Annotated in this window: 14 protein-coding genes; 8 read left to right on the forward strand and 6 right to left on the reverse strand. The window is 57.7% G+C overall.

Translation table 11 applies throughout. The features are described 5' to 3' along the window. Positions 1-7 precede the first annotated feature (7 nt). Positions 8-889 carry a LysR substrate-binding domain-containing protein gene (locus tag ACW55A_RS25660; RefSeq protein ID WP_498811795.1) on the forward strand — a complete coding sequence of 294 codons (882 nt, stop codon included), beginning with the start codon at positions 8-10 and terminating at the stop codon, positions 887-889. On the opposite strand, the gene ACW55A_RS25665 is transcribed toward ACW55A_RS25660, so the two are convergent. After that, a complete protein-coding gene (locus ACW55A_RS25665; RefSeq protein WP_003418077.1) occupies positions 879-1,610 on the reverse strand; it encodes a sulfite exporter TauE/SafE family protein in 732 nt (243 codons plus the stop codon). The two genes, ACW55A_RS25660 and ACW55A_RS25665, sit on opposite strands and share 11 nt — an antisense overlap. 202 nt (positions 1,611-1,812) lie before the next feature. Between ACW55A_RS25665 and ACW55A_RS25670 the strand changes: the two genes are divergently transcribed. Both ACW55A_RS25670 and ACW55A_RS25675 read left to right on the forward strand, forming a co-directional pair. Beyond that, a complete protein-coding gene (locus ACW55A_RS25670) occupies positions 1,813-2,286 on the forward strand; it encodes a MarR family winged helix-turn-helix transcriptional regulator (RefSeq protein WP_455809445.1) in 474 nt (157 codons plus the stop codon). 214 nt (positions 2,287-2,500) lie between these two features. After that, the gene (locus ACW55A_RS25675; RefSeq protein ID WP_003434440.1) at positions 2,501-2,920 is read left to right on the forward strand and encodes an organic hydroperoxide resistance protein; all 420 of its coding nucleotides are present in this window, start codon (positions 2,501-2,503) and stop codon (positions 2,918-2,920) included. Positions 2,921-3,022: 102 nt separating this feature from the next. On the opposite strand, the gene ACW55A_RS25680 is transcribed toward ACW55A_RS25675, so the two are convergent. Further along, the gene (locus ACW55A_RS25680) at positions 3,023-3,592 is read right to left on the reverse strand and encodes an elongation factor P (protein WP_002554550.1); all 570 of its coding nucleotides are present in this window, start codon (positions 3,590-3,592) and stop codon (positions 3,023-3,025) included. A 99-nt stretch (positions 3,593-3,691) separates the two neighbouring features. Next, entirely contained in the window at positions 3,692-4,828 is a 1,137-nt protein-coding gene (gene earP, locus ACW55A_RS25685) for an elongation factor P maturation arginine rhamnosyltransferase EarP (RefSeq protein WP_455809446.1), read from the reverse strand. Between the two features lie 159 nt (positions 4,829-4,987). Here earP and ACW55A_RS25690 point away from each other — a divergent pair, with 159 nt between their 5' ends. The 3 genes from ACW55A_RS25690 to ACW55A_RS25700 all read left to right on the forward strand — a co-directional run bounded on the left by ACW55A_RS25690 (position 4,988) and on the right by ACW55A_RS25700 (position 6,202). After that, positions 4,988-5,386 carry a hypothetical protein gene (locus ACW55A_RS25690; protein WP_455809447.1) on the forward strand — a complete coding sequence of 133 codons (399 nt, stop codon included), beginning with the start codon at positions 4,988-4,990 and terminating at the stop codon, positions 5,384-5,386. Between the two features lie 3 nt (positions 5,387-5,389). Further along, positions 5,390-5,872 carry a GreA/GreB family elongation factor gene (locus tag ACW55A_RS25695; protein WP_455809449.1) on the forward strand — a complete coding sequence of 161 codons (483 nt, stop codon included), beginning with the start codon at positions 5,390-5,392 and terminating at the stop codon, positions 5,870-5,872. Between the two features lie 123 nt (positions 5,873-5,995). Then, positions 5,996-6,202: a hypothetical protein gene (locus ACW55A_RS25700; RefSeq protein WP_002554553.1), complete on the forward strand. Its 207-nt coding sequence runs from the start codon at positions 5,996-5,998 to the stop codon at positions 6,200-6,202. 72 nt (positions 6,203-6,274) lie between these two features. Here the strand turns inward: ACW55A_RS25700 and ACW55A_RS25705 are convergent, their stop codons facing one another. Continuing rightward, positions 6,275-7,552, reverse strand: coding sequence for an aromatic amino acid transport family protein (locus ACW55A_RS25705; protein ID WP_455809451.1), 1,278 nt, complete (start codon positions 7,550-7,552; stop codon positions 6,275-6,277). A gap of 415 nt (positions 7,553-7,967) precedes the next feature. Here ACW55A_RS25705 and ACW55A_RS25710 point away from each other — a divergent pair, with 415 nt between their 5' ends. Beyond that, positions 7,968-8,759, forward strand: coding sequence for a prolipoprotein diacylglyceryl transferase family protein (locus ACW55A_RS25710; protein ID WP_498811789.1), 792 nt, complete (start codon positions 7,968-7,970; stop codon positions 8,757-8,759). 120 nt (positions 8,760-8,879) lie between these two features. Next, entirely contained in the window at positions 8,880-9,449 is a 570-nt protein-coding gene (locus ACW55A_RS25715; protein ID WP_003369744.1) for a TetR/AcrR family transcriptional regulator, read from the forward strand. Positions 9,450-9,551: 102 nt separating this feature from the next. Here ACW55A_RS25715 and ACW55A_RS25720 read toward each other — a convergent pair whose 3' ends face one another. Then, positions 9,552-9,914 (reverse strand): ComEA family DNA-binding protein, encoded by a 363-nt coding sequence (locus tag ACW55A_RS25720; protein WP_044309744.1) that lies wholly within the window; start codon positions 9,912-9,914, stop codon positions 9,552-9,554. A 158-nt stretch (positions 9,915-10,072) separates the two neighbouring features. Continuing rightward, complete coding sequence (locus ACW55A_RS25725; protein ID WP_498811786.1) at positions 10,073-12,007, reverse strand: polysaccharide biosynthesis protein; 1,935 nt, start codon at positions 12,005-12,007, stop codon at positions 10,073-10,075. Positions 12,008-12,053 lie beyond the last annotated feature (46 nt).

Raw genomic sequence — 12,053 nt, forward strand, 5'->3', positions numbered from 1 at the left:
GTTTCTTATGCCTTCCATCCGGGAGATTGATGTATTGGCCAACTACCCGAGCATTGATACCGAACTGTTGCGCACCTTCGTGGCGATTGCCGATCACGGCGGTTTTACCCGTGCAGGCGAAGCCGTCAATCGCACGCAGTCGGCGGTCAGCATGCAGATGAAGCGTCTTGAGGAAGACGTCGTGCAGCGCCCGCTGTTTCAGCGTGAAGGCCGGGTTCTGAACCTGACTGCCGAGGGCCAGGTACTGCTCGGTTACGCACGACGGATCCTCAAGCTGCACAGCGAGGTGTTCAACACCTTGCGCGAGCCGCACATGATCGGCGTAGTAAAAATCGGCTCGCCGGACGATTACGTGATGCGCTTCCTGCCCGGCATTCTGGCGCAGTTCGCCCAGGCCTATCCGCTGGTTCAGGTGGAAGTGCATTGCGAGCCATCGGACCTTCTGCTGCAACGCCGCGACCTTGATCTGACCATCGTCACGCGCAAGCCCGGCACTGAGATCGGCACACTGCTGCGTCAGGAGCGTCTGATGTGGATGGAAGCCATCGGCTTTGCCCCACATGAGCAAACGCCCATTCCGCTGGCGATGTTCAACACCCACTGCTTCTGTCGTGACTGGGCCTGCAATGCGCTGGACGGCGCGGGGCGCGATTACCGCATCGCCTACAGCAGCTCGAGCATGGCAGCGATCACCGCAGTGGTCAGCGCGGGCCTGGCAGTCACCGCACAGTTCCAGAGCCTGGCCACAGCGGATTTGCGTATCCTCGGCGAGGCGGAACAATTGCCACAGTTGCCGACCGCCAGCATCGTCCTGCTGCGCAACCCTGAAAATCCCTCGCCCATCACCGAATGCATGGCCGATTACATCATCGCCGGTTTCAAACCTTGAGCGCGAGAATGACCGCACAGAGCACCAGAAACACGCAGAACATCAGGCGCAGGGTTCGCTCGGGTAACGAATGCGCCAGTTTCACGCCCCAACTGATGCTGGCCAGGCCGCCGATGGCCAGCGGAATGCCCATCGACCAGTTGACGTGATCGTGCAGCGCGTAGGTGACCAGCGTGATGCCGGTGCTCGGCGCCGCCAGGGACAGCGCCAGCCCCTGGGCCACGACCTGGGTCGTGCCGAAGACGCTGGTAAGGATCGGCGTCGCCACTACCCCGCCGCCAACGCCAAACAGGCCACCGGTCACGCCGGACCCGACGCCCAGGAGCCATAACCACTTCTCATGACGCAACCCGCCAGCGGCCTGCTTGCTGCGCCAATACATCTGCGCAACGTTGAACACGGTCAGCACCACCAGAAAACCGACGAAGCCCAGGCGCATGCCCTGCGGGTCGACGCGGACCGCCAGCAGTGAGGTCAGCCAGGCAAAAATGAAACTGGGGATGATCAACATCAGCGCATTACGCAGCAGAATCCGGTTGCGCTGGTTGTAACGCCACAAGGCAAGCAACACATTGGGCAGGACCATCAACAAGGCGGTCCCTTGAGCGAGTTGCTGATCCAGACCGAACAGCACCCCGAGCGCGGGAATTGCCACCAGACCACCACCGATGCCGAACAACCCTCCCAGGGTGCCCATCGCTGCACCCAGCAATACAAACATCACAATTTCAATCACACTGCGTCCCCACCCGGTCAATGACCAAATGCTACGCAGTCCTGCTCTGGACCGACACCCGATGACGCCGTTTTTTCACGCGTCACGCACAATGCCAGCGATTCGAGCATGCACGAGCGAAATTATCTGGCGCATTAAAGAGTGCAACACTAAGTTAAACTCATTCGACTGAGTTTGAGGACCTGATATGAGTGCCGACGAAAGCCCGACCCGCTCCGCACCTGCCGATTGCGATTCGCTGCTGCTGGATAACCAATTGTGTTTTGCCCTGTATTCCACCTCGTTGATGATGACCAAGGTTTACAAGCCGCTGCTGCAGGCGCTCGGGCTGACCTATCCACAGTATCTGGCGATGATGGTGCTGTGGGAAAAGGACGGGCTTACTGTAGGGGACGTCAGCACGCGTCTGCTTACCGATCCGGGCTCATTGACGCCGCTGCTCAAACGCCTCGAAGGCGAAGGCCTCATCAGCCGTACGCGCAGCAAGGAAGACGAGCGGGTGGTGTTGCTTCACCTCACCGCACAGGGACGCGAATTGCAACAAAAGGCCTTGAGCGTACCTGGTTGCATTCTCTCGTCGAGCGGGCTGACCATGGAAAAGCTTCGCGACCTGCAGGCCCAGTTGCTGGAGCTGCGCGAGCACCTGCACCATAGTCTCTAGAAAAAAAGCGTTACCCGGCTCTCGTCATGCCCGACCACCAAGCGTGAGGTCTGGCAGGCCCTTCAAGCCTGTTGCCTCGCCCGCCAACGACCAGCCTCGAACTTTTTTGCAAAATTAGCTTGCGCGCAAACTATCCTTGGACTACCTTTGCCCTGCGATTAGTTAGCGCGCAAGTATTTAGCGCAATCAAACCTTCATCGAACGAGGAAAGATCATGGACACTCTTTACACCGCAGTTGCAACCGCCACCGGCGGCCGTGATGGTCGTGCTGTCTCCAACGACAAGATTCTCGACGTCAAGCTGGCGACCCCGAAAGAGCTCGGCGGTGCTGGCGGCGCAGCCACCAACCCTGAGCAGCTGTTTGCTGCCGGTTATTCGGCCTGTTTCATCGGTGCATTGAAGTTCGTGGCCGGCCAGAGCAAACGCAGCATTCCGGCAGACACCTCGATCACCGCCCATGTAGGCATCGGCCAGATCCCGGGCGGTTTCGGTCTGGACATCGATCTGCATGTCAGCCTGCCAGGTCTGGAACAAGCCGACGCTCAGCAACTGGTCGATGCCGCTCACGTGGTCTGCCCTTACTCCAACGCCACTCGCGGTAACGTCGATGTGCGCCTGCATGTAACGGTCTGATCCTGTCGGACGCCTGAGTGACCGCTGTCCGGCAGGAATCCCAGGCACAAAAAAACCCGCAGTGATGCGGGTTTTTTGCATAACGGGGTTACAAAACCATGCTTACTTCGCACGGCCTTTGTAGGAACCGCCTTCACGGGTATCGATCTCGATCATGTCGCCGATTTCGATGAAGTCAGCAACGCTCAGCTCGGTGCCGTTTTTCAGTTTGGCAGGCTTCATGACCTTGCCCGACGTGTCTCCACGAGCGGAGCCTTCGGTGTAGTCGACCTGACGCACGATAGTGGTCGGCAGTTCTACGGAAACCAGACGGTCTTCGAAGAACACGGCTTCGCAGACGTCGGTCATGCCTTCTTCGACGAAAGGCAGAACGCTTTCGATGTCTTCGGCGTTCAGCTCGTACATGGTGTAGTCAGTGGTGTCCATGAACGTGTAGGTGTCACCGCTGATGAACGACAGGGTGGCTTCCTTGCGATCCAGGATCACGTCGTCCAGCTTGTCGTCAGCGCTGTAAACGATCTCGGTCTTGTAACCGGTCAGCAGGTTTTTCAGCTTGGTCTTCATGATCGCGCTGTTACGACCGGACTTGGTGAATTCAGCTTTCTGAACCAGCCAAGGATCGTTTTCGAGACGGATCACGGTACCGGGTTTCAGCTCTTTACCAGTTTTCATTGCATATATCCGAATTTGGATGGAATTAACCAAAGGCTCTGTACGAGAAACAACCTGCGCAGGCCTTTTTCGTACAGAGCCTTGTATCAAGGCCGCGTATCATAGCGAATTTACATAAAACTGCACCAGCGCCGTGGCAAGATCAGTCTGTGCGGCTTGTTGCTGGCACCAGCGTTCGGCATGTCGCTCGATCTGCGGCCAGTGTTCTGCCAGCGCCGTCCAACACTCGCCAAGGTCGCCGCCGACATTCCAGCGCTGCCAGAACTGATTCACCGCTTGAGCGGCCGCCGGGGAAAGACCCGCGAGGTAGAGCGTTAAAAACGCATCGAGCTTGGGCAGATGCGCGTCTTCTTCCTGCTGATAGATGTGCCAGAGCATCGGCCGCCCCGCCCACTGCGCACGCACGAACGAGTCCTCGCCGCGCACAATGTTGAAATCACAGCTCCAGAGCAGTTGGTCGTAAAGCTCCTGACGGATGAACGGCAGGACCTGAACCGTCAGCCCCCCGCGGACCTGAATGAACCCGGCGTACAGCGGATCGTCGATACCCAGCCAGCGCTGCAGGTCGCCGAGAATGCGCCCCTCCGGCACCAGAAGATGCGTCGGCCGGCTGTCGCTGGCCAGGACGTCGAGCCAACTGCCGAGCGCGGGGTTTTCATAGGCAAATACCGAGATCAACCGCGCCTCGGCCAACGCTTCGATATCCAATCCCGTCAGAAAGCCTTGTTTCGCGACCATGTCTCGCTGAAACACCTGACGCTGCTCGATCAGGTTTGCTTCGCGCAGCAACCCACCCGTGGCCTCGGAAAAGCCCGGGAAGAAAAAGAACTTCTTCAAACCGTTCGACTGTGGCGAAGGCAGGCCGTGGCAGCCGGACACCCAGTCTTCGGCGCTGAGATAATCGAGATTCAGCCACAGCGGCCTTGGCGAACGCTGCAGCATCGATTCGGTATAGCGCGTCGGCAAGCGGCAGGCGAAGGCTTCGATGACCACGTCAGGAATATCGGTGCTCACCCAGTCGGTCGGCCACTGGCAGACGCTCACGCCCTCTTGCCACTGTTGCCGGGCCTGTGGATCTGCACCGGGGCACAAGCGAACGAAAGCCGACAGGTCATCGATCCATAAACGCACCTGCAGGCCGTGCTCGGCAGCCAGCTGGCGCGCCAGCCGCCAGGTCACGCCCGCATCACCGTAGTTGTCGACTACGCTGCAAAAAATATCCCACGAGGCTTTCATCCTGACTCCCTGAGGCTGGATGGCAAAAAACGCTGATTGTCGTTCAGAACGGCACGTTGTCACCAGCCTGGTGCTGCCAGGCAAACATGCTGCACAGTTTTCATGCCTGGGCATCAGGCATGGCACAATCACATCTGTTGGCCTGCAAGGAGTTCAGCCATGTCATTTCCCACCCGCCGTCGCGACCTGTACGTGTCGTTGAAATTGATCGTGTGCATCGCGCTGGGCATCTGGCTGGGCGCCCTGGCGGTGTTTCTGACCGCCCTGCTCTACTACAAAAGCCTGCCACCGACCCAGGCCCAGGCGCTGGACAATGCCGCCGCGCAGTTGACCGCACCGCCCGCGCAAAAGGCCGCCTCCCCGTCTGCGCCGGAGACCGAGATGTTTCGCAAATATGAGCAAAGCCTGCGTGAAAGCGAGGCCCGCCAGGCGCGTGAACAGGCTCAGGAGCAACAACAGCGTACCTTCAACCGTTCGAAGTGTGATTTCTGGATACAGCAGGATCGCACCGCATCAAGCGAGAAAAGCCGTGCCAGCATCGATCAGTACTGCGGATGAACCATGAATAAACGGGATGTACTGCAACTGATCATCGATAAACTGAACATCGATCTGGACATCGCCGAACGAGCGGCGCAGACCGCCTACGAAACGGCAACCCACGAAGAGAACATCGCCGAGAACAAGTACGACACGCTAGGGCTGGAGGCCTCTTATCTGGCAGCCGGACAGGCACGCCGCGTCGAGGAAATTCGTCAGTCGCTGGCGCTTTATCGAAAATGGTCGCTCAAGCCATTCGATGAATCGCGCGGTATTCAGACCGGTGATCTGATAGTTGTCGAGGATGCGGGCGGGCAGACACACTATCTGTTCCTCGGCCCCGATGCTGCCGGGCTGAAGGTCAGCGCAGGCGATCAACTGGTCACCGTCATTACTGCCAGAGCCCCCCTCGGGCAGAACCTGCCGGGCAAATTCGAAGACGATGCTGTACAGATTGTCATCAACGGCAGCCGACAATCCTACGAGATCACACAAACGTTGTGACACACCCGGCATCTACAGGGTTGATCGCATCAAGTTTTTGTAGGTAAGGTGAACCGTCGGCATCACCACCGCAACCGGGGCAACATCAAAGCAAACAAGGACTAAAACCCAAGGAGATTTTTCATGACGAACGTCATCGCATTCCCTGACGCCCATGAACGTGATCGCCTGAAGTCCAGCCAAGATCCGGCGTTGAGATACTTGAACAAGAAAGAACGACAACTGATCGACCAACTGCGTTCGACCAGCCATGCGGGACGGCAGTACGTTTACGACTATGCGAGCATCATGCACTTGTCCAGGCCGCTGTATCCCGAGCCAGTGGATTGATCACGATCGCATAACCTGATCAAAGTCTGCGCCGTTGAATCGGCGCAGACCTGGAGGTTTCGCTTGCCGGATTCAGCGGGCCAGCGAGAAGATCAGTGCTGAAATCGCCACCACACCGGCGGCAACCACAAAGTAGTTGGACCATGCGCCAGCGTATTTGCGCATGGCCGGGACTTTGTGGATAGCGTACATCGGCATCAGGAACAGCAGAGCCGAAATCACCGGCCCGCCCAGGGTTTCGATCATGCCCAGAATGCTTGGGTTAAGCGTTGCCACCAGCCAGCACACCACCAGCATGAACGCCGCGGTCATACGGTCCAGCGCCTTGGGTGCAGGACGACGACCCGCTTTCAGAACCAGGCCTTTCAAGCCCTCGCTTGCACCGATGTAATGACCCAGAAACGACTTGGAAATAGCCACGAACGCAATCAGCGGTGCGACAAAGGCGATGGTCGGGTTATTGAAGTGGTTGGCCAGGTAGGACAGGATCGAAATGTTCTGCGCCTTGGCCTCGGCCAGTTGAGCAGGTGACAGTGTCAACACGCAACTGAACACGAAGAACAGCACCATCACCACCATCAGACCGTGGGCGCGGGCCAGAATCTGCGAGCTGCGTACCTCTGCGTTTTCACCATACTGGCGTTTCTGATCAACGGCAAAGGCCGAGATGATCGGTGTGTGGTTGAAAGAGAACACCATCACCGGGATGGCCAGCCACAGCGTAGGTACGAACGCCGATAGCTCGGGGAACGTCGTAGCGGTACTCAGAATGCCGCCGGTCCAGTGCGGGATGAGGAATACCGCGAGAAACAACAGAGCGACGATGAACGGGTAAACCATCAGGCTCATGGCCTTGACGATGAACCGCTCGCCGCAACGCACCACGGCCAGCAGGCCCATGATCAGCACGAAAGCCAGTGCGGCGCGTGGCGGTGGCGTGATGTGCAACTGATGCTCAAGAAAACTGCCAACGGTGTTGGTGAGGGCCACGCTGTAGATCAGCAGGATCGGGAAGATTGCGAAGAAGTACAACAAGGTGATCATCGCACCGGCACTCTTGCCGAAATGCTGTTCGACCACATCGGTGATGTCGGCACCTTCACGCCCTGACAGCACAAAGCGCGTCAACCCGCGGTGGGCGTAGAAGGTCATGGGAAACGCCAGCAGCGCCAGCGCCATCAATGGCCAGAAACCGCCGATACCTGCGTTAATTGGCAAAAACAGGGTACCCGCACCGATGGCGGTACCGAACAATCCGAGCATCCAGGTGGTGTCATTACGATTCCATGACGCGATGCTCTCGGGAGCTACATCCAGACGTTCTACGACGCCATTAGCCTGATCATTCATCCGGTCGACTCTCCGTGGCCGGTTTATCAAAAAGGGAAACGCGTCGAAAAAACCGGCAGTTCAGCGCCCCCCTCGAAAACAGCGGGCGAGATTCTCCGGGATTGACGCCAGAAGTCAAAGGCTTGTAGGACAATAGTTTCCTCCACAACAAGTCGGCATTCGAGCGCACGCCTTTTGTACAAAAGGCTGGAGGACGGTCGACCTCTTGTCGAGGAATTAGTGTTTCAACAGCTTACAGGCTCAATCAAGCCGCCCACGCGGCCTAACATCCGGGAACAGTTCTGCGTTTTCCTGGAGGGACCGGCAGCGATACCATGCCGCGCCTGTACAGTGCGCAATGGATGGTCGTCAGGCAGATAAGCGCACCGGCAGCTGAATATGATCCCGGCAAAAACCCCTTCAAGGACCCAAAACGATGTTGAGCATCAACGCCGGGCCGTTCGCCCTCGCGATACCCCACCTGTTGTTGTTGGGCGCCTTGATGACGGCCACCTGGATAGTGGCGCGGCTTGTCCGGCATACCCTGTCCAGAAAGACCGCCGTGTTCGGACTCTTCATTCTGGGTGTCGCCAGCGCACGTATCGCGTTCGTCCTGACCTATTTCGCACAGTACAGCGACACTCCCTGGAAGGCACTGGACATCCGTGATGGCGGCTTTCTGGTCTGGCCCGGGGTTATCTGCGCCCTGCTGGGCGGCTTGATCATCGGCTGGCGCCGTCCCGAACAGCGTCGCGTCCTGACGTTCGGGATGGGCGTCGGACTGGCGATCTGGGTATCGGGCGGCTTGATTCTGGATCATTATCAAAAGCGTATTTCACTGCCTGATACAACACTTCGGACGCTGACTGGCGAGCCGGTCAGGGCGTCCGACTACCGGGGCAAATCGGTGGTCATCAACCTGTGGGCCACCTGGTGCCCTCCGTGTCGCCGCGAAATGCCGGTGCTGCGCGACATGCAACGGGAACGCAAGGACATTACATTTCTGTTCGTCAATCAGGCCGAAAGCGCCGGGACAGTCAGCGACTATCTGTCCAAACAGCAACTGGTGCTGAGCAACAGTTTTCTGGATCCGGACGGCGAGTTCGCCCGCCAGGTCGGTTCGGCGGCGCTGCCCACCACTCTCTTCTATTCGCCGGGCGGACGCCTGATCGGTAGCCATCTGGGCGAATTGTCCAGAGCCAGCCTCACTCATTATCTTGATAAATAGTCAGGTATTCACCTGACTGATTGAGCTGAAGTTCTCATTGCGAGCGAAAGCCTGCTGCAACGTTTCATCTATCCATGTATAAATGCGCTGACACATTGGCCCTCTCTGGAGACTCAGCGCATGCGTTACGCGCTCGATCATAAGGCCCAAACGCACCAACGCATTGTCAAGGAAGCGTCCATGCGCTTCCGTCGTGACGGCATTGGTGCTACGGGCTTGCAACCTTTGATGAAGGCACTTGGCTTGACCCATGGCGGGTTCTACGCGCATTTCAAATCCAAGGATGATCTTGTTGAACAGGCATTGAGTCACGCCCTCGACAATGTAAAAGGAATCACCAGCGACGTTTTCGCCAGACAGGACTCGCTCAGTGAATTCATTGATCTCTACCTATCGATAGCCAGCCGCGATGCGGAGGACGGGGGGTGCCCGTTACCGACCATGTGCCTGGAACTGGGCCAGCGCGATCAGCCCAGCATGACGACGGATAAAATCATCCTTCACCTGCTGGAGCAGTTCGACAAGCCCCTCGCGGAGAATGGAATGGAGTCCAAAAGCCTGCCGGTGCTGTCCGCACTGGTGGGTGGTCTGGCACTCGCCCGCAGCGCTTTTGACGAGGAGCTGTCACAGCGCATTCTGGACACGACCCGCGACTATCTCAAACAGGAGATAAAAAAGAGCACCAACTGACCCTCTGGTACAGACACTTTCGCGGGGAGCGTCTCAGCGAGAGTTTATAAAAACACAGGCCAATCATTGATCGGCCTGTGTTTTTACTGGCTGAAACGCTGTTCAGTCGATCGCAAGTTTTTCGCGATTCCTCTCCAGAATGGCCTTGCCGATCCCCTTGACCTCTATCAACTCATCAATCGACGTGAACTCACCGTTGGCTTCCCGGTAAGCCACAATGGCATCGGCCTTGTTCTTCCCGATACCCGCCAGTTCTTTCTGCAGTGTTTGCGCATCGGCAGTATTGAGATTGACCCTGTCCTTGCGTTGCTCAGGCGCCGCAGTGGGCGCGGTGTCCTCCATCATCGGCGAATGGGATACCGAGGGCGCCGATGTGGCGGGCTGAGACACAGGGGCGGCATTGACCGCAACCGAGGCACTGGTGAGCAAGGCAAAGATCAGGGCACTGAAAATAGGGGTTCGCATAGATAAGGCTCCATAGCAGTTCAAGGCAGCATCCACATGCTGTGCCTGAAACTTAGACCAGCGTCCCCTCCTGGAAAAGCACTCGAGCGTTGCTGCCTGTTGCCGGATCGTTCAACGTATTTCCGCCTCTGCCCAGAGCCCCGGCGGTGCTGATGAAATCACGTTTCGCCGCTGCGTTCCTGATACATCCAGTCAACGATTTCGCCCTCTGGCGTATAACCGTTTACCGTTTCGCGCAGCAACTGACGCACACTGGTGTAATCGTCGCGGTCGACCGCGTCCAGCAGTTTTGTCAGGCGGCCTTTCAATACATCCCACGGCAGGCAATCTTCGTTTGCACTCATGATCATCGGGTGCTCGGTGGCAACCACGTTGTCGCCGATCAACAGTTCTTCATAGAGTTTTTCGCCTGGACGCAGCCCGGTGAACTCAATGGAGATATCACCGTGCGGATTTTTCTCCGAGCGAATGGCCAGACCGGACAGGTGGATCATCTTCTCGGCCAGTTCGACAATCTTGACCGGCTCACCCATATCGAGAACGAAAACGTCGCCGCCATGCCCCATGGAGCCCGCCTGAATGACCAACTGAGCGGCTTCGGGGATGGTCATGAAGTAGCGGGTGATTTTGGGATGCGTCACCGTCAGCGGCCCGCCTGACTGGATCTGCTTGTGGAACAGCGGGATCACCGAACCGGACGAGCCAAGCACGTTGCCAAAGCGAACCATGGTAAAGCGGGTCTTGTTGACCTGATAGACATTGGCCTTGTCGCCGAAGATCACTGGTGCGGTTTCACGGCTCAGTGCCTGCAATATCAATTCGGCGAGACGCTTGGTACTGCCCATTACATTGGTCGGGCGGACCGCCTTGTCGGTAGAGATCAGGACAAAGTTGGACACGCCTGCCTGCAACGCCGCCTGGGCGGTATTGAGCGTGCCCACAACGTTGTTGATGACGCCTTCGGCAATATTGTGCTCGACCATGGGCACATGCTTGTAGGCCGCAGCGTGATAGACCGTGTCGACCTTCCAGGTTTTCATGATCGACAGCAATTTGGGGTGGTTGCGCACCGAACCGAGTATGGGCAGCAATTTCACCGCAAGTGACTCACGGGCCGAGCGCTGTTCAAGCTCGGAAAGAATGCTGTAGAGATTGAATTCGCTGTGGTCCAGCAACAGTAACTGGGTAGGCTGCAGCAACAATATCTGTCGGCACAGCTCGGAGCCGATGGAGCCGCCAGCGCCGGTCACCAGCACCGTTTTGCCCTTGATGCAGTGCTCAAGCAGGTTATCGCGGGCCGGGACTGCATCGCGCCCCAGAAGGTCTGCAATGTCGACTTCCTGAAGGTCATCGACCTTGACCCTGCCAGCGGCCAGATCCATGAAGCCCGGAACGCTTCGTACGTGCAGCGGAAAGCCTTCCAGAAAACCGAGTATTTCCCGACGACGTCCACGCGACGATGAAGGGATTGCCAGAAGGATTTCCTGAGCCCCCGTGGAATCGATCATTCGCTGGATGTTTCGCGGTTTGTAGACCTGAAGACCGGAAATAACCCGGTTGGAAATCGATTCATCATCATCGATGAACGCCACCGGATGCATCAGACGGCCCATGCGCAATGCGGCGACCAACTGGTTTCCCGCAGCGCCAGCGCCGTAGATGGCAACCTTCTGCAAACCGTTGTCGCTCTTGGCGAAAGGTACGTGCTGCGCCGCAGCGAACCAGTCGCCGAGAAAATACTGCCGCATGGCCAGTCGCAGACCGCCGATCATGACCATGCTCAGCCACCAGTAATTGAAGATCACCGAACGCGGGACCAATTGCTGGTGGTTACTGTAAACGTAGACCATGCACCCAAGGATCAGCGACGACATCGTCACGGCCTTGATGATGGCAATCAGCGCATCATTGCCGAAATAGCGCATCACTGCGCGATACATGCCGAACCGGATGAACAGCGGGATAGCCGCAACGGGCGCACTGATGAACAGCCACGTGTGCTTCTCGAGCGGATTGATCAGCTCATCGATACCCAGTCGTACGACAAACGCCATCCATAGAGCCAACCAGACCAACAGGACGTCGGCAGCCACCTGAATTATTCGTTTTTTGCGGCGTGGTAGAGCCAGTAATCTGGTC

This window comes from Plantibacter cousiniae (nom. nud.) (assembly GCF_977070315.1).

Excerpts from the sequence above, each read along its gene's own strand:
- ACW55A_RS25680 (WP_002554550.1), bottom strand. The coding sequence starts at position 3,592 with ATGAAAACTGGTAAAGAGCTGAAACCCGGTACCGTGATCCGTCTCGAA.
- ACW55A_RS25675 (WP_003434440.1), top strand. The coding sequence starts at position 2,501 with ATGGACACTCTTTACACCGCAGTTGCAACCGCCACCGGCGGCCGTGAT.
- ACW55A_RS25700 (WP_002554553.1), top strand. The coding sequence starts at position 5,996 with ATGACGAACGTCATCGCATTCCCTGACGCCCATGAACGTGATCGCCTG.
- ACW55A_RS25660 (WP_498811795.1), top strand. The coding sequence starts at position 8 with ATGCCTTCCATCCGGGAGATTGATGTATTGGCCAACTACCCGAGCATT.
- ACW55A_RS25690 (WP_455809447.1), top strand. The coding sequence starts at position 4,988 with ATGTCATTTCCCACCCGCCGTCGCGACCTGTACGTGTCGTTGAAATTG.
- ACW55A_RS25665 (WP_003418077.1), bottom strand. The coding sequence starts at position 1,610 with ATGTTTGTATTGCTGGGTGCAGCGATGGGCACCCTGGGAGGGTTGTTC.
- earP (WP_455809446.1), bottom strand. The coding sequence starts at position 4,828 with ATGAAAGCCTCGTGGGATATTTTTTGCAGCGTAGTCGACAACTACGGT.
- ACW55A_RS25710 (WP_498811789.1), top strand. The coding sequence starts at position 7,968 with ATGTTGAGCATCAACGCCGGGCCGTTCGCCCTCGCGATACCCCACCTG.
- ACW55A_RS25705 (WP_455809451.1), bottom strand. The coding sequence starts at position 7,552 with ATGAATGATCAGGCTAATGGCGTCGTAGAACGTCTGGATGTAGCTCCC.
- ACW55A_RS25715 (WP_003369744.1), top strand. The coding sequence starts at position 8,880 with ATGCGTTACGCGCTCGATCATAAGGCCCAAACGCACCAACGCATTGTC.
- ACW55A_RS25670 (WP_455809445.1), top strand. The coding sequence starts at position 1,813 with ATGAGTGCCGACGAAAGCCCGACCCGCTCCGCACCTGCCGATTGCGAT.
- ACW55A_RS25720 (WP_044309744.1), bottom strand. The coding sequence starts at position 9,914 with ATGCGAACCCCTATTTTCAGTGCCCTGATCTTTGCCTTGCTCACCAGT.
- ACW55A_RS25695 (WP_455809449.1), top strand. The coding sequence starts at position 5,390 with ATGAATAAACGGGATGTACTGCAACTGATCATCGATAAACTGAACATC.